Genomic DNA, 22,853 nt, shown 5'->3' with positions numbered 1-22,853 from the left:
ATAGGAGCCCGCACATGACGAACCTGCCGATGGAGAACCTGCCCGCGCCGTCCAGCAAGGAGCTGGCGGCGGCCGTGCCGCTGTCGGACTTCCTCGACCAGGCCACCGCGCTCTCCCCCGCCGAGCGGGAGAAAATAGCCACCCAGGCGTTACTCGCGCTCGAACAGAACTACGCCAACCTCCCACTCAAGGCCACCAGGTACGCGATCAACCCACTCCAGCGACTACGGCTCATGATCGCCAGAATGGGCATGAACGGCGCGGCCACCTCGGAATGGCAATTCCACGAGGAAATGATCGACCTGTTCAATTCGCTGCGCGACCTGCACACCCGCTACACGCTGCCGGCCAGGTTCGCCGACGCGGTGGCGTTCCTGCCGTTCCGCGTCAAGCACTTCGTCAAGGACGGCGAACTCTGCTACCTGGTCGCACCCGAGCGGCAGGGCCCGGCGCCCGCGCCCACCGACAGGTTCCGTCCAGGCGTGCAGATCACGCACTGGAACGGCGTGCCCATGGAACGCGCGGTGCAGCGCTTCGCCGCGCGGATGCCGGGGGCGAACCCGGCCGCCAGGCACGCCAGGGCGCTGGACTTCTTCACGATCAGGGTCCTCGCCTTCACCGGCCCGCCGGACGAGGAGGCCGTGCTCATCGACTACATCGACCTGGACGGCGACGCGGCCACCACCAAGGGCCGCTGGCTGGTCCCAGGCGCGCCGGCCGAGCCCGTGCAGACCGAGGTCGCCATCGAACCGGAACGCACGATGGCCATGGACATCGAGGCCAGGCAACTGGCCAGGCTGAAGGCGTCGCTGTTCGCCCCGCACACCATGCAGCAGCAGGCCAGCGGGCAGCAGGTCGTGTCGGCGGCCGGCGACTTCCCGATCGAGAACGAGATGGCCCAGATGTTCGAGGCCCGCGTGGTCAACACGCCCAGCGGGGACTTCGGCTATCTCCGGCTCAGGAGTTTCCACCCGGAGGTGCAGCCGGCGAGCCGGGCCATCGAGTTGTTCGTCAACGAGTTCATCCGGCTGCTCGGGCTCATGCCGGACAGCGGTGTCATCCTCGACATCAGGGGCAACCACGGCGGATACGCCAACGCCGCCGAACTCTGCCTCCAGGCGCTCATCCCGGGCCGCCTGGACTCCGAGCCGATGCAGTTGCTCAGCTCGCCGCTGAACCTGCGGATCTGCCGGGCGAACACCTGGATGAACCCGTGGATCAAGTCGCTGGAACACGCCGTCGAGACCGGCGCGCCGTTCTCCGCGGGCGTCCCGCTCACCGACGTCGCGGACCTGGACAAGGTGCCGCACGCCTACCTCGGCCCGCTGCTCCTCCTCACCGACGCGCGCAGCTACTCCGCGGCCGACATCTTCGCCGCCGGTTTCCAGGACCACGAGATCGGCACCGTGATCGGGGTCGACAAGAGCACCGGCGCGGGCGGGGCCGCCGTCTGGGACTGGAACACGTTCCTGCGCATCCTGCCGTCCGGCCAGAACCCGTACCAGGAGCTGCCCGCGCAGGCGGACCTGACCATCGCCTTCGGCCGGCTGCTGCGGGTGCGCGCGAACGCGGGCGTGGCCATCGAGGACTTCGGCGTCGAGGCCGACGAGGTGCACCCCACCACCCGCGACGACGTGATGCACAACTCCCGCGACCTGCTGGCCCGCGCCGGACGGGCACTCGGCGCGGGCGTGCGGCGCACCTTCGACGTCGAACTCGTCGGCGGCGGGCTGCGCGTCACCGCTGCTCAGGTGGACCGGGCCGACGTGCTCACCGACGGCAGGCCCCGCCTGTCGGCCGACCTGGGCGCCGCCGCCACGATCGAGGTGCCCGGCCTGGACGACGCCAGAACGCTCCGGGTCGAGGGCTTCGCCGGGGGTCGCCTGGTGGCGGTCAGGACGTTCGTCCGCGGCCAGGACGGCACGCTCACCCCCGTTACCCGTTACACACCATGATTTTCCCACCCGAGATGCGATGAGTTTCCGCCCGCCGGGGAGTCTGTTCAGGTGACAACGCGTCATCAGCCAAGGAGTTAGTCACATGCGACGCCCGATCCTGGACAGTCTCCTCCTCTCCAGCACCGATCCCGAGCGGCTGCGTACCTGGTACGTCAGCGCGCTCGACCCGGAGGAGGTCAGCGACGTCAACGGGTACGGGGTGCTCAAGTTCGGCCCGTTCCACCTGCTCATCGACACGCGGGCGGACGTGGCCGACAAGAATCCCGAGCCCGGGCGGGTGATACTCAACTTCGACGTGGCCGACGCCCGCGCCATCGCGGCGCGGATGACCGAGCTGGGTGTGCAGTGGCTGGCCGAGCTGGAAGACCGCGACGGCAGCCTGTTCGCCACCGCGGTCGACCCGGACGGCAACTACGTCCAGATCATCCAGCTCAGCGAAGAGCACCGCGCGGCCATGTGAATCAGGAAGGCGATCATGTTCGGAAACACCAAGGCGTTCAGTGGATTCTCGGTCGGCGATCTGGCCGCGGCCAAGGCGTTCTACGGCGACACGCTCGGCATCAAGGTCTCCGAGGAGAACGGCCTGCTGACCCTGCACATCGCGGGTGACCGGGACATCCTGGTCTACCCGAAGGACGACCACCAGCCGGCCACGTACACGGTGCTCAACTTCCCCGTGCCGGACATCGAGCAGGCGGTGGACGAGCTGACCAGGCGTGGCGTCCGCTTCGAGCGCTACGAGCACCTCAAGACGGACGAGAAGGGCATCTTCCGCGGCGGCGGCCCGCTGATCGCCTGGTTCACCGACCCGGCGGGCAACGTCCTGTCGGTCATCCAGCAGTAGCGGCGCCCGGCATTCCCGCCCTGCCGGCGGCCCGTATGGGCCGCCCGCAGGCGGGGTGCCCGTGCTCAGGCCTTGACACCGGGAGCTGGTCATGTCGCATGATCAGCTATGCACGCCTTACTCCGGGCAGCGGTAGCCGGTGCGGTGGTCGGCCTCGCGGAGTCCGTCGTCGTCGACGAGCTCGGCGGTTCCTGGGGCTGGGGGCTCCCCCTGGTCTTGATGTTCCTCATGCCCTTCCCGGTGAGCCTGCTGCTGTGCCGGTGGGGCCGGTTGCCCCTGGCGGTGCCGATGGGGGTGACCGCGCCCTTCTGCCTGGCCGCGTCCTTGCTGACGTTCGTCGTTTCGATGCCCTCCATCACCGAGTACGGGGGGCGGCTGCAACACCTGGTCTTCATGGCGCTCGGCGCGCTCTCCTTCGCCTTCGCCGCGGCCATGATGATGCGGATCGGGCGCGGCCTGCGCATCGCCACACTCGTCCTGGTCGCAGCCGTTCACGTGGCCGGCGGACTCGGCGGCGGCGCCCTCTCGTTCGTACTGGACACGCGGATGCTGGCTCATGACGGCGTGCCGATCATCCTGCCTGACCTGCCGGATCACCGGCTCGTCCAGGCCCACAGCCAATACCGCAGGGTCGAACTGGTCTACGAGTGGCCGGGCGGCGACTCGAACCTGTCGGTCACGGTCAGGCCGAGCCGCGGCGTGAGTCAGCGCGAGATCTGCGAGGGCGAACTCGCCTGCCGCAAGGCGGCGACCGGCCTCTGGATCAGGGACGAGGGCGACGTCAAGGCGGTGATCACGAAGCGCGGCCGGGCGCTGGTGGAGTTGCGCGGCACCGCCCCGGAGACGGAACTCCTCGCCCTGGTGCCCACGTTGCACGAGGTCGGCATCTGGGAGCTGGCCGGGAACTGACTCACAACGACTCGACGACGAGTCTCGCCGCCGGGGCCTGGACGCGAACCGGCTTCCCCCAGTCCCGGTAGAGCACGTTGATCCGGATGACGTCCGGCTTCACCGCATGCTCGGGGGGGTCGAACGTGATCGCCGCCTGGAACCGTCTGGGCAGGTCGTCCGGTCCCAGCCAGAGCTTCCAGTCGATGCGCCCGCCTCCCGAGCCCTCGATCCCCGGGCCGAAGTAGTAGCCCGCCCCGCGCACGCCGAGCAGCTCCACCCGCACGGACCCGTCGTACCTGGTGGTCCTGACCCCGTCGTACCGGTCGCCGGTGCCGGTGCCGGTCTTCTCGGCATCCGGCGAGATCAGGCGCAGGAATCGCGGGTTCAGCGGGTCGATCAGGTCCTGGGCCCAGAGCGCGCCGCTGCCTTTCGTCTCACGCGAGTGCGCCCACTTCCCGCCCTCGGCCTCCTGGGTGTAGAGGTCGCGGCCGATGATGATCACGCGGTACCACTGTGTGCCGTCGTCCCCGTCACCCCAGGTGAATCGGGTGGTGGTATCGCTGGCGTGGATGCCGGGGCCGGGCGCGAGCCGGTGCTTGCCGTGTTCGGTCGCCCGGTACGCGGGCAGGCTCAGCGCGCCGCGCGTCCGCTGGGAGTAGGACACGCCGGCTTTCGCCGCGAACCGCCTCCCCAGCGCCGTCACCGCCGGCTCCAGCACATCACCGGCCTGCACCTGAACGGCGCTGACGGGCACGTGGGCAGTACCGGCCGGTGCCCGCGTCGTACCCTGTGCGGGAGCCGCCACCCCGATCAGAGGCAGTGCGGCCGACACCGCCAGGCCGCACAGCAGCACACGCGTTCTCCCCATGAGAAGATCTTCGCCACCCAGGGTCCCGGCTGTCCAGATGCCCACGAATCAGCCGGAGGTCGGCAGGTAGACCTCCATCGGCCGGATCCACAGACTCTCGTCCAGCCGCACGCCGCTCTCCCGCTCGATCACCGCGAGACACGTACCGTCGATGCACATCTCGGGATCATCGGCCCAAGTGTCGTAGAGCCGGGTGAAGACGTCCTCGTAGGCGGCCAGCGGCCCCAGGCTCTCCGTCCAGGGAGTGAAGGGGATCCAGCCGGGTTCGGGAAACTCGAGCCGCCCCTCCCTGTCGCCGTAGCGGACGTACAGGGTGGTGTTGCCCTCGATGTCCCCCGCCAGATACCAGTGCCGGAACCCCTCACCGGCCAGCCGATCCGTCACGTCCTTGGCGTCCTGGTACGGATTGTCCGAGCAGGTGATGACGCCGCGACCGGCCTGTCGCAGCCCGAGATCCCCCGGCCTGACCTCACCCGCGGCACGCACCGCGCCGGCCTCGTACCCGAGCCGCCGAATCGCGTCCGCCACGGTCAGCACCCCGCTGTCCGGGACGGTCACCGTGTACGCGATGCTCTCCCACGTCATCTCGTCCACGAGCAGCGCGTAACGCCGGACCAGCGCGCCGAACCCAGGGCGGGCGGAACCACCCGCGTCGCCGTCCACCCGCCCATTCTCACGCACGTGTCACACGGCCTGCGTCTGGCCGAGAAATCGCAGCCGGTGCAGCAACTCCGCGGACAAGCTCCGCGCGCCGAGCCGGGCGGGAGCGAACCGGATCAACCAGGTCGCCAGCTCGGCGAGGCGCTCGTCCGCGTTCCCCCAACTGTTCCAGCTGTCCCAAGGCAGCCAGCCGCCCATGAAGTCGCGCGTCCAGCCGGTGATCGCGTCGGCCAGGTGCCGGTCCGCCACCGCGTGATCCTGCGCTTCCCACACCCGTAGCCACGGGGTGAGCGTCTCGGAGGCTTCCGCGCACACCACGAGAACCTCGCACACCGGCATGGCGGGATTCGGCTGGACGAGGGTGTGTGCCCACCAGGCGTCCAGCAGCTCCCGCGCCGCCGCGAACTGCTCGACCGGCCACTGCCGCCAGTCGGCGCGGACGAACGCGTAACCGATCTGCTCCGGGCCGCAGAAGGGCTCGAGCAGGCCGTCGACCATCGCCCTGGAGAACTCGGGCAGAACGCGCCGGAGTATCGCCGATGGATCGTCCCAGTCGCTGCGCCACGTCCGGTTCAGCAGGTCGAGGCCCAGCTCCACGTCCGGCACCTTCAACCGCGCGAGTTCCGCCGCGCTGCCCCAGTGGCACTCACAGTTGCCCTCGTCGGAACGCGCGGTCATGCCCCGGAAGATGACGGCCACGCGGGTCAGCGCGGCGTCGAGACGAAGTCGGGTGAGGGTCGGGTCGGGCTCCACCATGGACGGCCGCCTTCAATGACTCCGGAAGGCCGTGCCGTCCGAAGACGCAGACGCTACCCGACCAGGCACGCGAGCACCACCACCCACCTCAGCCAGCTTCAGCCTCAGGCTCAGGTGACGTCGGCCTTCTCGTGAGCGATCCACTCGCCCTCCTTGACGATGACGGGCGGGGACGGTTCGGCCGGCCAGATCTGCAGGTAGTGGTGGTCATCGTCGGGCGGCTCCGCGAGCGTGTTCCCGACGTGGTGGCGTAACCGGTACACCCCCGGTCCCGAGGGCAGCGGAGGCAGCCGGCGCACCCCCTCGTCGTCCCAGTCCGTGCCCCACCCGATCAGGAAGACCCTGCCGATCGGCGCCAGGTAGTCGATCTCCACGATCTCCTCGTACCCGTCGAGGTCGGCGCCAGGATCGTGGTCGGCGACGGTCACCTTGATGGGGATGCCGTCGCCGCCCTGATACATGATCGCCAGCTCGGCCATGGCCTTGCCCACCCTGACCAGCGGGACCTCCTGCTCCACGTCGCCCGGGTCGGAACCGTCCCCGTCCAGCAGGTAGACGGCGCCGCAGTCCTCGACGTCCACTTCCACCCGGACGGTCTCCGCATAGGGACTCATGAACGACGAGCGTAGGGCCCACCACCGACATTTCCGGGAACGATGTCGTACCCCGCCGGCACGATCACCCCATGACCCAGATGGACGACCTTCTTCGCCGGGTGCGGCTGAAGGCGATCGAGACCGCGGAACGGTTACCCCCTCCGGCCACGGCGGCGGAGGTGGCGCAGGCCGAGAGCGTCTTGGGTTTCCGCCTTCCGCCGCCGCTCGCCCGGCTCTACCGCGAGGTGGCCAACGGCGGCTTCGGCCCCGATTACCAGTTCCTTCCGCTCTCCGGCGAAGGACGCACCGCGGTCACCGACTACCGCGAGGAACGCCGGACAGCCGAGTCCGACGGGGTCGCGCACTGGCCGGCGGCCGTCCTGCCGATCCTGGACTGGGGATGCGGCATGTACGCCGCGGTGGATTGCCGCAGTACGGAAGGAACCGTCCTGCTCTTCGAGCCGAACGGCGTGGACGACGAATGGCACCACGCCTGGTACGTCGACGCGGAAACCCTGGCCGGCTGGCTGGAGACGTGGCTGTCGGAGACGGGCTGGTACGAGGAGGACACCGACGAAGACGGCGAAATCCGGCCATGGGAGCCGGCCCGCCAACGCCTGTCGGAGTGACCGGGAGCACTACGCCAAAGTTTACACCGGCGGTTCAACGTTACGGTTGAACCTGGTACGACCGCCGCGCAGAAGGGACGACGTCATGGCTGATGAGCCCACCACGATCGCACTCAGTCTGTCCGAACTCCGCGAGGTCGCCGGCTTCGCCGTGGCGTGCGCGCTGCCCGCACTGACGATCTTCGAGCGCGAACGTCCCGACGATCACCGCCCACGAGCCGCGCTCGAAGCCGCCCAGACCTTCGCGGACGGCGCCAAGCGCACCAAGGCTCTGCGCGACAGCGCCTGGGCGGCGATGCGCGCGGCCCAGGAAACACGCGACGCGGGACTCGCCGCAGCCACCGACGCCGCCCGCGCCGCGCTGGCCGCGGCCGGCGCGGGCTACCTCCACCCGTTGGCCAAGGCCACGCAGGTCAAACACATCCTCGGCGCCGCCGCCCACGCCGCACGCGCCTTCGAACTCTGCGCCGAAGACGACCCCGCGGTCGGCGCCGATCACCTCGAACACTCGCGATCCCTCGCCAACCCTGTCGTGGTGGCCGTCCTGCGCCGCTACCCCCTCGCCCCACCCGGCGGCGGCCGCGTCGGAGAACTACTCCGACAACTAGACACGTCACTCCGCTGATCCCACGCACCCTTACGGGGGAAAGCCTTGGGACCCCATTGCCGCATATTGCACGGGGGCCTCGCGCCTCATCATGATGACCCGATGCGGCAACAAGATCTCGCCATGGACACTGCCCGCACCCCAAATGCGCGTATCCACGATGTGATGTGCGTCGGGATCGCCGTCGGAGTGGTGGCCTGGGGCGCGATCGGCGCCTGGACCGCCATCACGGTCGGGAACTACCCGTGGAACCAGTGGATACCTTTCGCCAACGGCGCCAGCAAAGGCGCGTTCCTCGGCCTGTTCGCCGCCCTCATCTCTCTCATCGCCCTGGCCCCGGGATTCCGAAACGGATGGCGCTGGGCGGTGTTCATCGCCGCCTTCATCGGGGGAAGCCTGTGGGGCACGGTGAAAGATCTCCAGGGCGCGCCGGCCCCCGTACTCTACTTCGCGGAGCCCCTCTCGGATGAGCAGTGGTACGGGACGACGATGCTGCTGCACTGGGCCGGCAAGATAGCACTGCCTGCCGTCGTGTGCGCTGCGATTCTTACTCTGCTCGCGGCTCGCCCCTATCGGTCGGGACAGTCGATCGCTGCCGCCGCGGCGCTCTTGTGCGCAGGCGTCGCCCTGCTCCTTCTTCCGGTCATCGCCTCCGCCATCGCACCCGAGGCGCAGGGCAACGGCCAGCACACCAACGAGGGCTTCTTGGCGGGCTTGCGCTGCTGGGCCGTCGGAATACCTGTGCTGTTGACCGGGCTGGTTCGATGGACCTCACTCAAGACCGCCCACCAGCACGGCAACACTCAACTGCCACCACTTGAACCGCCTCGCCCTTGATCCCCTCGATGGCAGAGGCCACCCCACCCCGACAACCGCCGTCAGACGACCGACAGTCGATGCGGGTCGCTGTAGTCGACCTGCTTTTCCTCCATGAGCGACTCGAAGGCTTCAAGACCGGCGCTCATGATGAGGTCTCGTTCCGCCGGGGTGATCGGCAGGAGCCAGAGAATGCGCGCGTGACCGCCTCCCATGCGCAGACCTCGAGACCGGCCGATCGGAACGACATGGCCATGATCGAGACAGATGAGGAGGGCCAGCATGGTAGTAGGCGTTCATGGTCATCGATTCGAGATGCTGCCGACCATCGGACGGCGAAGCGCCTCGCCCCCAGGGCATGGCGCCCCTCGTGAGACACGCCTAGCAATTTGGACACGTAATGAGCGGACGCATGTGGCCGCACCCGCGAAACAAACTTCTCCGCGTCATGATCCACGCTCAGAGTGCTCACAATGGGCTCACATCGGCCTGAAACAAACGAGGCCCTTCATCCGGCTTGCGGATGAAGGGCCTCTGATCTGCGGAGGATCGGGGATTTGAACCCCGGCTGGTGTTGCCACCAAACCGCATTAGCAGCTCGGGGCTTGGCCGTTCAGGTTCGTCCTACCTAGGCCAGCACGGTTTAGTGGTCCATATAGAACGCGCTGGTACGGCGGTGAACTGCAACCCGAACTGCAACCCGTGCACGAGCATGGCTAATCCTTGATCACTGCATCACCATCGTCGTTGTCTTACGGGCTCTGCCGAAGATACGAGCAGCTCAGCTGCCTCACTCGCACGCTTACTCGATCCACCAAACAGGCCGAACTGTAGCGGCGGCCAATCTTGCCCCTGTGTCTCGATGAGCGTGCGAAGCTTCTGCTCCATTGAAGGGTTCGAATAGCGGTCCCTCCAGGTGAACGCTCCGAGGTAAGGACCATGTAGACGCTGGCCCGCGGCCTTGCCTTGGATGTACGCATCAGCGGCCACGAGGCCAATCAATATCTCGAATTGATCGAACGTATCTGTATATTCAGCATCATCCACCATGAGATCGGAAAAGTGATCCCTCAAACAGTCATGAAGGTAGTCCGAAACCGGTGTATGCCTCTTAGGGATCCGACCTTTGAGGAGCTTCTCGATATCCGAATCAGGCATCACCTTCCCGCCAACCTGCATGGCAAGAACATTTGCCGTCGTTTCGTTATTCTCGAAGACGAGCCACGGGTGCACCCAATCGACCAGCGGCCTTACGCCATCTATGGCTCGGCAGACGGGATCCGACGTAACAGCTCGAAACGACCCGAAATTCTCCCGATGCAAGGCAGCGATTCCGGCCGCATACATAAGAATTAGAGCCGGTAGGCGCGACAAATTGATCAGGGCCGTCTTGCCTGATGTACGCTTGTCAGCGTTCGCAACCTCACGAAGTGTCCGCGTCCAGATAACTTCATGCTCCGCCCGTCCCCAAGTGCAACCAGGGACCAGCAGTTGCACAACAGGCTCTACAGCAGCAGCATAGGCTTGAGCCTGGTCAACTAGATACTTAATTCCATTGACATCATTAGTCAGCCGAGGCGACTCCACTGGAAATATTGCTTCATCCTGCAACTGCTTTCGTACGGAATTGCTCGCATCCGCGATCAGTTGCTCCGTCTCAATTTGTCGGCCGTTGTCGAGCAGTGTTTCCTTTAAGCGCGCCACCGCGCTTACCGCCCCTGCAGGGAGAACTGTATGGGCGCTTATAGGTGTTCCGAGAATCTTTAGCACAGCGGCGACAAGCCGGGCGGTGCCTCGCTCCCAGGAGCTGCCAAATAGGTCTACACGTTGCAATGAACCAAGGGTTCGACCGGCACCCAAATCAAATTCCGGAGGAGCGCAGTCAGCGAACCGTACTGGTATGAGCCAGGCTGCGCCAGGTGGACGGAGGCGTACTTGGTCGACGGCTAGGAGAAGCTCTTCATTCTGATAAGACGTCTGCCGGGCCTGCGTATGCTCCGAGAAGCACGCGATGAAGGCCAGACTGCCGGACGTGATGGCATTGCGGATCTCGATCTTCCAGTCCTGGCCTGGCCAGAGGTCATCGATGTCCCGCCAAACCCTGATCCCTGCTGATTCCAGGATGTCCTGGAGGCGGTCGACACGGTCTTTGTCTTCCCGGACATAGGAGATGAACGCGTGACCGGGCAGCGTTTCCGGGGACAGATCGCTCACTTACAGCAGTGTAGTAGAAGATCCCCCGTGGCGAGCTGCCGATGGCGAAGAGAGCCTCACCTACACGCCATCTGGCCTTCTGGGCCCCGTACACCGCAACCACCTACACGGGACGCTATCCGAATTCATAAAGCTTGGCGCCTGTGGCCGCATGGATTGCCTATAGGGAGCGTGACCACTGTCGGCTCCACGCATATCACCCAGAGGCACCCGCGTTTTCATCACTAGCGATCTCTGCAAGAATGTTGCATGATGAGAAGACCTACAACACAAGAGATAGGAGCGAATAATGGCTAGCATTTCGTCCGATGAGCCCGCCGGATACGCCTTGCGAGTCGCGGACGACTCCTATACGTGGTATCGAGGCGCAGCCATCAAGGCCAGGCGCCACTACCGGTTATCCGAAATCCTGCAACTGCTCATCTCCGCAGCCATTCCAGTCTCCGCCGTCATGAACCCTAACGACGCGAAGGCTCCGGCTATATTGGGTGCCATACTGGTGGTATTGACAGGACTGAAGTCCATCTTCCACTGGCAGGACGACTACCTACGGTTTAGTGCTGCACGTGAGGCAGTGGAGGCGGAACGTCGCCTATATCTCACAGGCGCCGAACCATATGCTGATCTTTCTACGAAAGACCAAACACTCGCCGCCGCTGTTACCCGAATCGAACGACAAGAGATGGAGGTTTGGACAAAAATTGCCGCTAAGCAGCCGGAATCAAAGGATCGAAACGAATAGAAGCCGAGAGCCACTTATCAGGCGCAAGCCTAAGCGAGCAGACATGGCCATCATCTGACAGCATGCTTGGTAGCGCGGCTAGGTCACACAAAGCGAGATCATTTAGCGAATCAGTGCGGTTAGATCGACCTCCAGACCTGCTGCTCGTAGTTCGCCGGCCAGTTTGTTACGCCAGACCCCTTGGCTGTCGAGTGCGACATAGAGAACGCCCTGAATATCGCTTGGCAACTCAACTCCCTCTTCATAGAGGATTACTACACGCTCACGGCCGAGTTTCGCAAGGAAGAAGCCAAGTTCGAATACTACGTTCTGGCGAGCGCGTCGTTGCTGAGGCCCTCCAACTGCGCCGCCTTCATCATCGCCTGTAAGAAGAACGACTGCACTACCAACTTGCCCTGCATGATCCTCGAATTTCTCGATGATGGTTCGGCCGCGGTCCGCGTGCTCGTGCAGGATGATGGGTTCGCGCGCCAGCAGCCTTGAGAGGAATCTCGCGACAGCGATCTTAGCTTCGCCATCGTGGCCATGCACGATGAAAACTTCAGTGCCGGAGGGTGTCTTCGCAGCGGGGACCGCCTGGGCCGTTTCTGGGTGATAACGGAAGAGCGGCAAACGCTCCTGCAACGACCGCAGCCGACGCAGTTTTCCCTCTATATCGTCATGCAGGTGCTTCCACCGAACAGGCAAAGGATCCGGCGCACCACCGAAGACGGCGAAACCAGGCTCGCGAGCATATTCGTCGGCCGGATCAGTTATATCGAAAGACCGACGTAGCAACGCTTTGTTGTACTCCGTCCAGGTGTAGTACTCCTGCCGACGCTCCTTGAGCGCGTCCTCATCGCCGGTGGCCCCATCAATAAGTTCCTGACCACAAGTGAGACGCTCGCTGATCTCTTCGCGAAGTTGGTCGGCGGGGACCATGAGCAGTGGAGGCCCGGCGGGGGTCTGAGGAGTCTTCCGTTGCGTTCGGTTGGCCACGGTCGGATTCTGCCATAGTCAACTGCCCAACCCACTGCTTGTTGTGAGGCGTCAAGCGACTCTCAGCCGAAGTGACGCCCTAGAGAGCCGTGCCCCTGTGAACATCCATGGTTAGTTAGATCGCGGGCGTCAGCGATCAGTGCCCATCCCGACTGCGGGAGCAGTTCGATCACGACCGACTTCTGTGGGGCTCGGTTGGAGGTGGGCCGTAACCACACTGCTCCGTTGAGCCGTGCTGAGGAACGAAGCACGGATCGTCGATCGCCCCCGGCCACGTACGACGTCCAGCCATCAGTGGCGATCGTAAGGGCTACATCTGTGCGGCGGCGTGGCAACCCCGGCCGGTGCGTTCGGTTCGTACGGCGGGGTCGGCGTGCGGTGGCCGGCCCGGTGTCCCGCCGCCGTCCGGGACCGGCCCCCGGGCCGCACGCCCGGACGGCGGGCGGGCGGAGGGCCGGGGGTTCGGCGGCGCGCCGCGCCGCCGCTTGATCCCTATAGGAACAATTCGGCAAGGCAATCGGCGCGCGGGGTGGTAGAACGCTCGGTGTGGAGGATCGACGAGATCGGCTCAGGGCTCTGGGTGAGTTGCTGCGGCGGCTGCGCAGGGAAGCGGGGCTGACTGGGAAAGACCTGGCGCTGCGTGCTCAGGTGGCTCAGCCGACGATCTCCCGTATTGAGACTGGGCAGCTTCTCCCCACTCCTGAGACGGTTGAGCGGTTGGTTGAGGCTCTGGCGCTGGATGCGGCCGGCCGTGCCGAACTGGAAGCTTTGCTCGCTCGGCTCCGCGATGAGGTGTCTCGGCTTCGTGGTGGGCTGGCTGGGCGGGAGGCGGCCGATGCGGCTCGGGTTCGGGCGGCTCGGCGGGTGGTGTCGTTTCAGTCGGCCATGATTCCGGCACTGTTGCAGACGGGCGAGTATGCGCGGTTGGCGCTCGGGATCGGGCGGGATGTGGATGAGGACGATGCGGCCAAGGCGGCGGCTGTCCGCGTGGAGGCGCAGGCCGTGTTGTTCGACTCCGGCCGGGAGTTCTCGTTCGTGTTGACCGAGGGGGCTGTTCGTACGTGGCCGGGGTCGCCGGCGTTGATGATGGCTCAGCTTGATCGGCTGGCTCAGGTGTCCACGTTGCCGCACGTCGGGCTTGGGGTGGTGCCGTGGGCGGTGGAGGCTCCGGGGTTTCCGTTGCATGGGTTCACGATCTATGACGGGGCCGTGAGCGTGGTCGAGAGTCTGACCGGCGATCTCACGATGACTCGGTCTGAAGAGATCGGAGCGCATGGGGAGACCTTCGAGGCATTCGCGGCGGCGGCGGTGTACGGCGACGCGTTACGGGATCTGCTGGGGCAGATCGGCCGGGACATGCAGGAGCTGACGGCTCGACTGGCATGAGTGACGTATTTATGCGTCGAATACCTTGAGGCTCGTAACGCATCGCTCATAGGCTGATGGCATGGCCGTATAGTCCCCTAGACACCCGGAGCGTGCCATGACGCCGTGGCGCATTTCCCGTCACTTCCTCGGTTCCACCGCCTCCATCACCGAAGCTCGCCGATTCGTCACCGCCTTCCTGAGGGATTGGCCGGTCGTCCAGACGGCCGAACTGATCGTCAGCGAGCTGGCCACCAACGCCGTACGGCACTCGGCGAGCGGGCGGTTCGGGGGCCGCTTCCTCGTCACGATTCATGCCGACCGTGGGCACCTGTGGCTCGGGGTCCTCGATGAAGGCGGAGCGGATCAGCCGCGGCTCTGCGCCTCGCGCGTCGGCCTGGAAGGTGGTCGCGGCCTCCTCATCGTTTCCGCCCTGGCAACGGACTGGGGGATCTGGGGCGATCACCATGGACGTACTGTGTGGGCCACTCTCGGGACGGCGTGCGGGAGTCGGTCATGAGGACGAAGTCCTGCCTGGCTCCTCACGTTCCTCCACAGCAGCCCGAGTGTGAAGAACTGCAGTGGATTCCGCCACGTGCTGACGAGCGGCGGCGGGTGGTCGATTGGACCTGCGACTGCCGGCGCCTCGTCTATGAGCTGTGCGAGTCGGGCGGGCAAGCCTTCATCCATCGCACGATGCGGCATGCGGACGTGACCATTGAGCGGCAGACCCACCGGATGCGCCCCAAGGAGGCGCGTGCCGTGTGGGCTGCGCTGTTGGCCGGGCAAATGCGGTGAGTCCGCGAGGCGTTCCCCGTCGACGTTCAGCGATTCGGGCAGTGCATCCAAAAACCGGCGAACCGCTCGAATGCGTACCGTCAAGGGGGATAGACGACAAACTGTCTAGGGGTCTAGACTCGTCGGCGATGATCCTAGGGGGACCATTGCCACCGAACGACGTCGAGCGGATCGCCGCGATAGAGGATCCGTTCCAGCTCCTACGAGTCGCGACCGAACGCCTCAACGCCGCACAGCAGGAGGTTACCGAGCTTTCCCGCCTTCGACGGCGGGTGATCCAGGACCTGCATGCGCAAGGCATGTCGTATGCCCAGATCGCCAAGGAAGCCGGGCTCACCCGCGGGCGCATTCACCAGATCCGCCACACCGGGCCGGCGCCTGAGGGCGCGTTCTTCGGCAAGGGCACGATCACCCTGGCCACTCCCCTCAAGCGCGAGGCTCACCAGGCGCGGCCCGTGGTCGCCATGGAGGACGTGACGGCGGCCAAGCGTCTGGAGGACCTGGTGCGCGGGTTCGACCTGTCGATGGAGCTGGAGCATGTCCCCCTGGGCGGTGAGATCAATCTGAACCGGCCCAACCTGGTGGTGATCTGCGGGCCGAAGCTCTCCCCGGTGATGGGTGAGCTGTACGAGCGTGATCCCGTCCTGGAGTGGGTCAAGCAGGACGTGTGGACGCTGCGTGACGGCCGTACGGGCGAGTCGTACCGGTCCGGTTCCGATGACGATCCCCCTCACCCTGTCGATTACGCCTATTTCGGGCGGCTGCCCCGGCCGGACGGCAATGGCAACGTGCTGGTGTTCACCGGCATTCACCCGCAAGGCACGCTCGGCGTGGTGCAGCTCCTGCAGACCGAGGTGGCCGCGCTGTGGGGGCAGGTGGCCGACAAGCCGTTCTCGACCGTGGTTAGTGTCGAGTACGACGTCGATACCGGGGAACCCGTGAAGGCAGAGCTGGCCAGTCCGCTCTACCGACACGAGGAGGCGTAGCGGGTGCTCGTCACTCTCGCCACGGAAGCCGCGCCCGGCCGTCCCAACGAAGACTTCGCCGGCGGCACACCGGATGCGGTCGTGCTGCTCGACGGCGCGGGCACTCCCCCGGGCTCGGACTCCGGCTGCTCCCATGGCGTCGCCTGGTACGCGCGCACGCTGGGCTCCGGGCTGCTCGCCGCGATGGTCCAGCGCTCGGACCCGCTGGCCGAGCTGCTTGCGGACGAGATCAAGGCCGTGGCGGGGCTCCATGACGACACCTGCGACCTGGCCCATCCCGGCTCGCCCTCGGCCACTGTGGTCATGCTGCGACATGCCGGCGACGTGCTCGACTGGCTCGTCCTGGCCGACTCCAGTCTCGTTCTCGACGTGACGGGGACGGCTGATCCGATGGTGGTCACCGACGACCGGGAAGGGCAGGTCGGAGCGCGCTATCGGAAGGCCATGGATGCTCTCGACTCCGGCAGTCCTGAGCACGTCACCGCGCATCGGGAGTACGTGGAAGCGATGCGCGCACACCGTAACCGGGACGACGGCTTCTGGGTTGCCGCGACCGATCCTCGCGCGGCCGACCAGGCGCTGACCGGTACCGTCCCGGCCGAGAGCGTACGAAGTGCGCTGCTGCTGAGCGACGGCGCCTCGCGCCTCGTCGACCGCTTCCACGTGGCGAACTGGCGGGAAGTCCTGGCCATCGTCGGCCAGGAAGGCCCCGGCGAGCTCATCTCTCTGGTCCGAACGGCTGAGCGCTCCGACCTGGCCGGTTCCCGCTGGCCTCGGGGCAAGACCTTCGACGATGCGACCGTGATCTCGGTAACTCTCCCCTGAGCTGAGCAGCGCGACCTATAGCGAGTCGGCATTCCTGACACCGTTGGCGTTTACCCCCCTAGACACACCGGGGAAGTCGTTCCTATCGTCGTTTGCATAGCCCCCTAGACAGTCTCCAGCGACAGACTGTCGCAACTGTCTAGGGGGATCGACAGGAGGTAACTGACGATGGCTCTACAGGGACCGATCCCGGTCACGTTCAGCATGGTCTTCCCCCACGGCTGCTACGTCGTGGGCGACGTCGAGCCGGTCAAGGACTTCGACGCCTCGACCAATGGCCGGTTCGTCCAGGCGCGCGACAAGACCACCGGTGAGCCGGTGTGGCAGGTCGCCGTCATGGACGCCGACCCGACACTCAAGCCGGCCCAGAAGACGGTGGCGGTAAAGATCCTCGCCGCTGCCAAGCCGACTCCCCCGGCCGCCACGCCGGGCATGCCGTTCACGCCGGTCGAGTTCGAGCACCTGACGGTGACCCCGTACGTCAACCCGGCCGGACGGCTGGCGTACTCGATCCGGGTTCGCGAGATGCGGGCGCCAGGTCGTCCGGGCAGGTCGGCCGCGAGCGCGACGGACGCGGCATGAGGGCGCGCAGGCAGGCTCGGCCGACGAGCGTGATCACGGTGAACACCGGCACTGGCGCCGTGGCGCAGAACCACGCGTACCCGCTGCGCACGCCGGTGCTGGCGATGCGGTTCGGCTCAGTTCAGGTGCAGCTCGCCACGGCCCGATCCGACCGGGTCACCGCGGCCGAGGTGGAGTTCGCGCGGGAGCTGGCCAAGGAAGCGCTCGCCTTCGCCCAGGGCGTCGAGCGGATGTTCCGCGGCCGGCCTCACAAGAAGGGGGCGGCGGCATGAGCGACCAGCCGTACACGCACGTGACCTTGTCGCTGGAACCGGACAAGAGACCGCGCGTCAACGTCTCGTTCCACACCCACAAGATCCACCTGTACAACCTGCTGATCGGCGATCGGCCGGCCCTCGACCTGACCACGTCGGAAGCCTCTGTCTCGATCTCGACCAGCGGCGCCGGACCGGTCACCGAGCAAGACCTCACGCTGGCGCACCAGCTCTTCAACGCCGCAGCACGCTACCTCGCCGACTGCCAGCGCCTGCACTCCGCCCAGTCGGCCCCCAGCGCGACCGCCACCGACACGGCGGCCTGATCAAGCAAGGCGGGGCCGCCGGAAGCGGCCACTTCCGACGGCCCCCGATCTTCTCCCCTGACTGCTCATCAAGAGAGGCACCAGCCTATGTTCAAGCGGCTTCCCGGTGACGAGGCAAGCAAGATCGTCACCACCACTCCGGACACGGCCGTCGTCTTCAAACCGGCCGTGCTCAAGACCCCCGCCATCTTCACCCTCATCATCTTCGCCTGCCGGTTCCTGGCCGGCTTCGTCCGAACGACCTGGCGTCATCCCGTCGCCACCGCCGTAGCCGCTCTTCCGGCCGCGCTCACCTGGCTGTACGGCTGGCGCGTCGCGCTGCTGCTCACCACGCCCACGCTGGCGGGCCTGCTCGCCTGGGCCATGACCGATCGGGCCTCGTTCGCCCGGTTCATCGGGTGGCGGTTGCTGGCCTGGTGGCGGCTCATCTTCATCTACCGCCGGCACTGGCAGCCAGTCATGCTCATCTCCGGACTCGGCCGGCACCTGCGCGGCCGGGACTACCTGCCACGCCTGGTCAAGGTCACCTGCAACCCGTGGGCGGACCTGGTCACCGTCCGGATGCTCGACGGCCAGGCCGTCAAGGACTGGACCGACCGCTGCGACCAGCTCGCCCACGCCTTCGGCGCGCTCTCGTGCCGCATCTCGATCGTCCGGGCCGGTCGGCTCCTGCTCACCTTCCCTCGGCGCGATCCGCTGGCCGAACCGATCCCGGCCCTGCCCGTCCCGACCACACCCACCGTGGATGCGGTGGAGATCGGCAAGCGCGAGGACGGCTCGCCCTGGCGGTTGAAGATCCTCGGCACGCACGTCCTGGTGGCCGGCGCGACCGGCGCGGGCAAGGGCTCGATCATCTGGTCGGTGATCCGTGCGCTGCTGGTCCCCGTACGGGCAGGGCTGGTCGAGATTTGGGCGCTGGACCCCAAGCGCATGGAGCTGTCGTTCGGACGGATGCTGTTCGGCGACCGTTACGCGGCCACCCCCGAGGACTGCGCCGACCTGCTGGAACGGGCCGTCCAGGTCATGCAGGAACGGGCCGAACGCTTCGTCGGCCTGCGCCGCTCGCACACACCCACCACCGACGATCCGTTCATCCTGGTCATCGTCGACGAGGTCGCGTTCCTGACCGCCTACCAGTCCGACCGGGACCTGCGACGCCGCATCTCCGCTGCCCTGGCCACCCTCACCACGCAAGGCCGCGCGGTCGGCGTCGGCGTCCTGGCCGCGCTCCAGGACCCACGCAAGGAGGTGATGAACATCCGCAACCTGTTCCCCGACAAGATCGCGCTGCGCCTGGACGAGTCCGAACAGGTGGACATGGTGCTCGGCGACGGCGCGCGCGACCGTGGCGCCCTGGCCGACCACATCTCACCCATCCCCGAACTCGGCGCGGGCGTCGGCTACGTCCGGCTGGAGACCTCACCCGACCCTATCCGGGTCCGCGCGACCTACGTCTCCGACGACGACATCCACGACATGGTCACCACCTTCGCCGGCGGACAGAGCCTGCTCACCCTCGCCCACTTCCTGGACGGGCTCCGCTGCTCGGCCTGCCAGACACCCGACATGCTCTGGCTCGACCCGGTCCGCTCCACCCTCGAATGCCGCGAATGCGGTGAATCCGCGCTCGTCGTCCCCGAGAGCAAGGAGGTGGCATGACCACGAACCATCGTTCACTTCCGAGGGCGCAGCGCATGGCTCAGCCCCTCGCGCGGGCCGTCGTGGAAGAGGTCGCCAAGCAGCACGGCGTGTGCATCCGTCCCGTGGCACTGCAACGGCTCGACCTCCACACCGGACAGGCCGAGATCGTGGACGTGCCCTGCGGCGCCACCCTCGAAGCCGTCTGTCCGCCGTGCGCGACCCGTAACCGGCACCTGCGCGTGGCTCAATGCCGGGAAGGCTGGCACCTCGACCACGAACCCGTCATCAGCCCGGACCAGGCCGACGACGAACAGCGTTGGCTGATCGAGTTCCGCGCCGACATGCAGGCCAAACGCGATCAGGCAGGCCAGGACACCGCCGAACTGGACGAGATCATCGCCGGACTCGACGCCGAGATCCGCGCGGTGGGCCTGCGCGGAACCGTCCTCGGCCGGGCCTCGACCAAGCGGGCTCGCTCGACCAGGCGTCGCCAGGACGCTCCCAACCTCCCCAAGCGCCGGATGACCGCAACCACCCTGGGACGAACCTTCACTAGCTCGGATGGCAAGGTCTACCGGCCCTCGCTGTTCGTCACCCTGACCCTGCCGTCCTACGGCAAGATTCGGGACGGCGTACCCGTCGACCCGAACACCTACGACTACCGACGGGCCGCACGGGACGCGCTGCACTTCGCCAAGCTGGTCGACCGGTTTGTCCAGAACCTGCGCCGGGTGGCCGGCTACGACGTCCAATACTTCGCGGCCGTCGAACCTCAGAAGCGCCTCGCCCCGCACTTGCACATGGCCATCCGCGGCACGCTCCCCCGTAAAGAGATCAAGCAGATAGCGGCGGCCACCTACCACCAGGTGTGGTGGCCTCCGGCCGACCGGGTCGTCTTCGACGGCGACCACCTCCCGGTCTGGGAGAACGGCGCCGGCTACCTCGACCCCGCCACCGGCGAAGTGCTACCCACCTGGGACCAGGCGCTGGACGCCACCGACGAACCCTTGCACGTGCTCCGCTTCGGCGACCAGATCGACGTACAGGGCGTGCTCGCCGGCACCCCGGACGCCGACCAGTGCATCCGCTACCTGTCCAAGTACCTCACCAAGTCCCTCAGCGCCAGCCTCGACAACCAGGCCCAACAAGAGCACGCGACCCGACTCACGGAGGCCCTGCGGTACGAGCCATGCTCGCCCAAGTGCCCGAACTGGCTGCGCTACGGCGTCCAGCCCAAGAACGCCAAGTCGGGCATGACCCCCGGCCGGTGCCGCAGCAAGGCCCATCGTCCCGACCACCTCGGGCATGGCGGGCGCCGAGTCCTGGTCTCCCGTAAGTGGTCGAACAAGACCCTGGCCGAGCACAAGCAGGATCGCCGCACCTGGGTCCTGGAAGCCCTCGGCCAGGCCGACCAGCCCACCGATCCCCACCGCTACGTCTGGAAGCCCGTCCCGGCCGGAGACGCCAACCTGCCCCCGCTCGCCGTCCGGCTCCTCCGGTCCGTGGCCGAACGCCAACGCTGGCGCGCTCACTTGGCTCAACTACAAGGCCAAGATCTTTCGGCAACTGGAGAGGCGGCCTGACATGGACAAGCTGTTCTACCGTCCGAAGGACGCGGCGACCGTCCTCGGCATCAGCCGAACGGCCGTCTTCCGTCTGATCAAGTCCGGCGAACTGCGCTCGATCAAACACAACGGCTATCGCCTGATTCCCGTGGCTGCACTTCTCGACTACGCCCATGCCCTTGAGGCCCGCGCGTCGGCGGAGGTGGCTTGATGGGCACCAGGAAGCCGAATGGCCGCTCATCCATATACCTCGGCAAGGACGGCCAATGGCATGGCTGGGTGACGATCGGGATCAAGCCGGACGGGTCCCCCGACAGGCGCCACCGCAAGGGCAAGACGGAGGCGGAGGTAACCCGCAAAGTCCGAGAGTTGGAGGGTCAGCGGGAGACGGGGCATGTCAGCAAGCCCGGCCGGCCTCCAACCGTCGCCGAGTGGATGCATGAGTACCTGTACGTGATCTGTGAGCGCCTGGTCCTCTCCGAGAAGATGGCACCGCGCACGCTGGCCGACTATCGATCCAAGTCGCAAAACTGGATCGTGCCGCTCCTCGGCAAGCATCGCCTCGACCGGCTCACCCCCGAGCACCTCGACACCGCATACACCGCGATGCTCGAAGAGGGTCTGTCCACAGGCTCGGTCCTCAAGGTCCACCGCATCCTGTCCCGCGCCCTCAAGATCGCAGTACGGCGGGGCCGCATCACGCGCAATGTCGCCACCCTGGTCGACGCTCCGGCCCCTAACGCAACAGAGATCGAGCCCCTGACGGGAGAGGAAGCGCGACGCATCCTCGACGTCGCCAAGACCAGGAGAAACGGGACTCGCTGGTCGGTTGCCCTCGCACTCGGCATCCGCCAAGGCGAAGCGCTCGGGCTCCGCTGGTCGTACATCGACCTGTCCACGGGCGAGATCCGGGCGTGGTTCCAGATCCAGCGGGCCGAGTGGAAGCACGGATGCACCGATCCGCATGCCTGCGGAGAGGCGTGGCATCGTAAGGCGTGCCGGAAGAACTGCAAGGAGCACCGGCACGAACGCCACTGTAAGCCGGACTGCAAGAAGCGTGCCCATCTCTGCTGTAGGCGGCCCTGCCCCAAGGACTGCACCAGCCATGCGGACAGGTGTCCCAAGAGGACGGGCGGCGGACTCGTCTTCCGCCAACGCAAGGGCAAGAGCAAGCTCACTCTCCAATGCCCGCCGGAACTGCTCACCCTGCTCAAGGCACACAAGAAGGTCCAGGCCGCGGAGAAGTTCAGGGCCGGCGCCCGATGGACAGATCACGACCTCGTCTTCACCACTCAGCTCGGCGGCCCCATCGAACGCACCGAGGACTGGAAGCAGTGGAAGTCCATCCTCAAGCAGGCAGGCGTACGGGATGCCCGCGTCCACGATGCCCGCCACACCGCCGCGACGCTACTCATCGAGCAAGGCGTCCACATCCGGGTCGTACAGGAGATCCTCGGCCACACCCGCGTAACCACGACCGAGCGCTACACCCACGTGGCGACTCTCCAGATGAAGGACGCCAGCGAGCGCATGGGCCAGGCCCTCTGGGGCTGACTGCAACCCAAACTGCAACCCTGAGGCCCTCTAAGATCAAAAAGGCCCTCTCCCCGAAATCGGGAGAGGGCCTCTGATCTGCGGAGGATCGGGGATTTGAACCCCGGATGGTGTTGCCACCAAACCGCATTAGCAGTGCGGCGCCATAGACCTGACTAGGCGAATCCTCCTGGTAGCCACTGCGGCTCAGGACAGCGTACCGGCGATCTGCCGAGGCGGCAAAGCGAATACCTCGCCGCGTCGTCATCAACGGCTGTCAACAGTCATCCACGGTTGCGTCCACGGAGGTGGTGTACGAGTTTCACCTGGTCACAGGCGTGCCGCCGGGAAATGAGGACGGTCATCGCGTGATCCTTTGAATGCGACACTTCAAGATCAAAGGAGACACGTGATGACCG

At 66.4% G+C, this 22,853-nt stretch carries 27 protein-coding genes and 1 tRNA gene; 20 read left to right on the top strand and 8 right to left on the bottom strand.

Annotated features, from left to right (window positions below):
* The first annotated feature begins 14 nt into the window (after positions 1–14).
* The 4 genes from HII36_RS31410 to HII36_RS31395 all read left to right on the top strand — a co-directional run bounded on the left by HII36_RS31410 (position 15) and on the right by HII36_RS31395 (position 3,711).
* Positions 15–1,955 carry a S41 family peptidase gene (locus HII36_RS31410; RefSeq protein ID WP_173526909.1) on the top strand — a complete coding sequence of 647 codons (1,941 nt, stop codon included), beginning with the start codon at positions 15–17 and terminating at the stop codon, positions 1,953–1,955.
* Between the two features lie 85 nt (positions 1,956–2,040).
* Entirely contained in the window at positions 2,041–2,418 is a 378-nt protein-coding gene (locus HII36_RS31405; RefSeq protein ID WP_173526908.1) for a VOC family protein, read from the top strand.
* A 15-nt stretch (positions 2,419–2,433) separates the two neighbouring features.
* Complete coding sequence (locus tag HII36_RS31400; RefSeq protein WP_173526907.1) at positions 2,434–2,802, top strand: VOC family protein; 369 nt, start codon at positions 2,434–2,436, stop codon at positions 2,800–2,802.
* A gap of 108 nt (positions 2,803–2,910) precedes the next feature.
* A complete protein-coding gene (locus tag HII36_RS31395) occupies positions 2,911–3,711 on the top strand; it encodes a hypothetical protein (protein WP_173526906.1) in 801 nt (266 codons plus the stop codon).
* A 1-nt stretch (position 3,712) separates the two neighbouring features.
* On the opposite strand, the gene HII36_RS31390 is transcribed toward HII36_RS31395, so the two are convergent.
* From HII36_RS31390 to HII36_RS31375, 4 genes are all read right to left on the bottom strand, one after another.
* The gene (locus HII36_RS31390) at positions 3,713–4,561 is read right to left on the bottom strand and encodes a hypothetical protein (protein WP_173526905.1); all 849 of its coding nucleotides are present in this window, start codon (positions 4,559–4,561) and stop codon (positions 3,713–3,715) included.
* A gap of 48 nt (positions 4,562–4,609) precedes the next feature.
* Complete coding sequence (locus tag HII36_RS31385) at positions 4,610–5,242, bottom strand: hypothetical protein (RefSeq protein WP_173526904.1); 633 nt, start codon at positions 5,240–5,242, stop codon at positions 4,610–4,612.
* A 3-nt stretch (positions 5,243–5,245) separates the two neighbouring features.
* A complete protein-coding gene (locus tag HII36_RS31380; RefSeq protein ID WP_173526903.1) occupies positions 5,246–5,977 on the bottom strand; it encodes a hypothetical protein in 732 nt (243 codons plus the stop codon).
* Between the two features lie 110 nt (positions 5,978–6,087).
* Positions 6,088–6,591, bottom strand: coding sequence for a hypothetical protein (locus HII36_RS31375; RefSeq protein ID WP_173526902.1), 504 nt, complete (start codon positions 6,589–6,591; stop codon positions 6,088–6,090).
* Positions 6,592–6,662: 71 nt separating this feature from the next.
* Between HII36_RS31375 and HII36_RS31370 the strand changes: the two genes are divergently transcribed.
* The 3 genes from HII36_RS31370 (at position 6,663) to HII36_RS31360 (ending at position 8,646) form a co-directional block, all read left to right on the top strand.
* Positions 6,663–7,202, top strand: coding sequence for an SMI1/KNR4 family protein (locus HII36_RS31370; protein WP_173526901.1), 540 nt, complete (start codon positions 6,663–6,665; stop codon positions 7,200–7,202).
* A gap of 85 nt (positions 7,203–7,287) precedes the next feature.
* Positions 7,288–7,827, top strand: a complete 540-nt coding sequence (locus HII36_RS31365) for a putative immunity protein (RefSeq protein WP_173526900.1) — start codon at positions 7,288–7,290, stop codon at positions 7,825–7,827.
* 84 nt (positions 7,828–7,911) lie between these two features.
* Positions 7,912–8,646 carry a hypothetical protein gene (locus tag HII36_RS31360; protein ID WP_173526899.1) on the top strand — a complete coding sequence of 245 codons (735 nt, stop codon included), beginning with the start codon at positions 7,912–7,914 and terminating at the stop codon, positions 8,644–8,646.
* Between the two features lie 41 nt (positions 8,647–8,687).
* On the opposite strand, the gene HII36_RS31355 is transcribed toward HII36_RS31360, so the two are convergent.
* A complete protein-coding gene (locus HII36_RS31355) occupies positions 8,688–8,909 on the bottom strand; it encodes a suppressor of fused domain protein (RefSeq protein WP_173526898.1) in 222 nt (73 codons plus the stop codon).
* 451 nt (positions 8,910–9,360) lie between these two features.
* On the bottom strand, positions 9,361–10,839 hold the full coding sequence (locus HII36_RS31350) for a toll/interleukin-1 receptor domain-containing protein (RefSeq protein ID WP_173526897.1): 1,479 nt from the start codon (positions 10,837–10,839) through the stop codon (positions 9,361–9,363).
* A gap of 289 nt (positions 10,840–11,128) precedes the next feature.
* Here HII36_RS31350 and HII36_RS31345 point away from each other — a divergent pair, with 289 nt between their 5' ends.
* A complete protein-coding gene (locus HII36_RS31345; protein ID WP_173526896.1) occupies positions 11,129–11,581 on the top strand; it encodes a DUF4231 domain-containing protein in 453 nt (150 codons plus the stop codon).
* A gap of 102 nt (positions 11,582–11,683) precedes the next feature.
* Here HII36_RS31345 and HII36_RS31340 read toward each other — a convergent pair whose 3' ends face one another.
* Positions 11,684–12,559: a TIR domain-containing protein gene (locus HII36_RS31340; RefSeq protein ID WP_173526895.1), complete on the bottom strand. Its 876-nt coding sequence runs from the start codon at positions 12,557–12,559 to the stop codon at positions 11,684–11,686.
* Positions 12,560–13,105: 546 nt separating this feature from the next.
* Between HII36_RS31340 and HII36_RS31335 the strand changes: the two genes are divergently transcribed.
* The 12 genes from HII36_RS31335 (at position 13,106) to HII36_RS31280 (ending at position 22,455) form a co-directional block, all read left to right on the top strand.
* Complete coding sequence (locus tag HII36_RS31335) at positions 13,106–13,945, top strand: Scr1 family TA system antitoxin-like transcriptional regulator (protein ID WP_173526894.1); 840 nt, start codon at positions 13,106–13,108, stop codon at positions 13,943–13,945.
* 97 nt (positions 13,946–14,042) lie between these two features.
* A complete protein-coding gene (locus HII36_RS31330) occupies positions 14,043–14,444 on the top strand; it encodes an ATP-binding protein (protein WP_173526893.1) in 402 nt (133 codons plus the stop codon).
* The gene (locus tag HII36_RS31325; RefSeq protein ID WP_173526892.1) at positions 14,441–14,722 is read left to right on the top strand and encodes a hypothetical protein; all 282 of its coding nucleotides are present in this window, start codon (positions 14,441–14,443) and stop codon (positions 14,720–14,722) included. Before HII36_RS31330 ends, HII36_RS31325 begins: the two co-directional genes overlap by 4 nt.
* 146 nt (positions 14,723–14,868) lie before the next feature.
* Positions 14,869–15,708 carry a sigma factor-like helix-turn-helix DNA-binding protein gene (locus tag HII36_RS31320; RefSeq protein WP_236004043.1) on the top strand — a complete coding sequence of 280 codons (840 nt, stop codon included), beginning with the start codon at positions 14,869–14,871 and terminating at the stop codon, positions 15,706–15,708.
* Positions 15,709–15,711: 3 nt separating this feature from the next.
* Entirely contained in the window at positions 15,712–16,533 is an 822-nt protein-coding gene (locus HII36_RS31315) for a protein phosphatase 2C domain-containing protein (RefSeq protein ID WP_173526890.1), read from the top strand.
* A 168-nt stretch (positions 16,534–16,701) separates the two neighbouring features.
* Entirely contained in the window at positions 16,702–17,115 is a 414-nt protein-coding gene (locus tag HII36_RS31310; RefSeq protein WP_173526889.1) for a plasmid replication, integration and excision activator, read from the top strand.
* 38 nt (positions 17,116–17,153) lie between these two features.
* Entirely contained in the window at positions 17,154–17,387 is a 234-nt protein-coding gene (locus tag HII36_RS31305) for a hypothetical protein (RefSeq protein ID WP_173526888.1), read from the top strand.
* The gene (locus tag HII36_RS31300; RefSeq protein ID WP_173526887.1) at positions 17,384–17,695 is read left to right on the top strand and encodes a hypothetical protein; all 312 of its coding nucleotides are present in this window, start codon (positions 17,384–17,386) and stop codon (positions 17,693–17,695) included. Before HII36_RS31305 ends, HII36_RS31300 begins: the two co-directional genes overlap by 4 nt.
* An 87-nt stretch (positions 17,696–17,782) precedes the next feature.
* Entirely contained in the window at positions 17,783–19,354 is a 1,572-nt protein-coding gene (locus HII36_RS31295) for an FtsK/SpoIIIE domain-containing protein (RefSeq protein ID WP_173526886.1), read from the top strand.
* On the top strand, positions 19,351–20,919 hold the full coding sequence (locus HII36_RS31290) for a replication initiator (protein WP_173526885.1): 1,569 nt from the start codon (positions 19,351–19,353) through the stop codon (positions 20,917–20,919). Before HII36_RS31295 ends, HII36_RS31290 begins: the two co-directional genes overlap by 4 nt.
* A gap of 1 nt (position 20,920) precedes the next feature.
* Positions 20,921–21,112, top strand: coding sequence for a helix-turn-helix domain-containing protein (locus HII36_RS31285; RefSeq protein WP_173526884.1), 192 nt, complete (start codon positions 20,921–20,923; stop codon positions 21,110–21,112).
* A complete protein-coding gene (locus HII36_RS31280) occupies positions 21,112–22,455 on the top strand; it encodes a tyrosine-type recombinase/integrase (RefSeq protein WP_173526883.1) in 1,344 nt (447 codons plus the stop codon). Before HII36_RS31285 ends, HII36_RS31280 begins: the two co-directional genes overlap by 1 nt.
* Before the next feature lie 81 nt (positions 22,456–22,536).
* Here HII36_RS31280 and HII36_RS31275 read toward each other — a convergent pair.
* Positions 22,537–22,625 (bottom strand) — tRNA-Ser (locus tag HII36_RS31275).
* Positions 22,626–22,853 lie beyond the last annotated feature (228 nt).

Source organism: Nonomuraea antri (genome assembly GCF_013283785.1).
GTDB lineage: Bacteria > Actinomycetota > Actinomycetes > Streptosporangiales > Streptosporangiaceae > Nonomuraea > Nonomuraea antri.
This window is presented reverse-complemented; position numbering and strand designations above follow the sequence as displayed.

Coding starts and splice junctions, on each gene's coding strand:
- HII36_RS31410 (WP_173526909.1), top strand. CDS start 15: ATGACGAACCTGCCGATGGAGAACCTGCCCGCGCCGTCCAGCAAGGAG.
- HII36_RS31405 (WP_173526908.1), top strand. CDS start 2,041: ATGCGACGCCCGATCCTGGACAGTCTCCTCCTCTCCAGCACCGATCCC.
- HII36_RS31400 (WP_173526907.1), top strand. CDS start 2,434: ATGTTCGGAAACACCAAGGCGTTCAGTGGATTCTCGGTCGGCGATCTG.
- HII36_RS31395 (WP_173526906.1), top strand. CDS start 2,911: ATGCACGCCTTACTCCGGGCAGCGGTAGCCGGTGCGGTGGTCGGCCTC.
- HII36_RS31390 (WP_173526905.1), bottom strand. CDS start 4,561: ATGGGGAGAACGCGTGTGCTGCTGTGCGGCCTGGCGGTGTCGGCCGCA.
- HII36_RS31380 (WP_173526903.1), bottom strand. CDS start 5,977: ATGGTGGAGCCCGACCCGACCCTCACCCGACTTCGTCTCGACGCCGCG.
- HII36_RS31375 (WP_173526902.1), bottom strand. CDS start 6,591: ATGAGTCCCTATGCGGAGACCGTCCGGGTGGAAGTGGACGTCGAGGAC.
- HII36_RS31370 (WP_173526901.1), top strand. CDS start 6,663: ATGACCCAGATGGACGACCTTCTTCGCCGGGTGCGGCTGAAGGCGATC.
- HII36_RS31365 (WP_173526900.1), top strand. CDS start 7,288: ATGGCTGATGAGCCCACCACGATCGCACTCAGTCTGTCCGAACTCCGC.
- HII36_RS31360 (WP_173526899.1), top strand. CDS start 7,912: ATGCGGCAACAAGATCTCGCCATGGACACTGCCCGCACCCCAAATGCG.
- HII36_RS31355 (WP_173526898.1), bottom strand. CDS start 8,909: ATGCTGGCCCTCCTCATCTGTCTCGATCATGGCCATGTCGTTCCGATC.
- HII36_RS31345 (WP_173526896.1), top strand. CDS start 11,129: ATGGCTAGCATTTCGTCCGATGAGCCCGCCGGATACGCCTTGCGAGTC.
- HII36_RS31330 (WP_173526893.1), top strand. CDS start 14,043: ATGACGCCGTGGCGCATTTCCCGTCACTTCCTCGGTTCCACCGCCTCC.
- HII36_RS31325 (WP_173526892.1), top strand. CDS start 14,441: ATGAGGACGAAGTCCTGCCTGGCTCCTCACGTTCCTCCACAGCAGCCC.
- HII36_RS31310 (WP_173526889.1), top strand. CDS start 16,702: ATGGCTCTACAGGGACCGATCCCGGTCACGTTCAGCATGGTCTTCCCC.
- HII36_RS31300 (WP_173526887.1), top strand. CDS start 17,384: ATGAGCGACCAGCCGTACACGCACGTGACCTTGTCGCTGGAACCGGAC.
- HII36_RS31295 (WP_173526886.1), top strand. CDS start 17,783: ATGTTCAAGCGGCTTCCCGGTGACGAGGCAAGCAAGATCGTCACCACC.
- HII36_RS31290 (WP_173526885.1), top strand. CDS start 19,351: ATGACCACGAACCATCGTTCACTTCCGAGGGCGCAGCGCATGGCTCAG.
- HII36_RS31285 (WP_173526884.1), top strand. CDS start 20,921: ATGGACAAGCTGTTCTACCGTCCGAAGGACGCGGCGACCGTCCTCGGC.
- HII36_RS31280 (WP_173526883.1), top strand. CDS start 21,112: ATGGGCACCAGGAAGCCGAATGGCCGCTCATCCATATACCTCGGCAAG.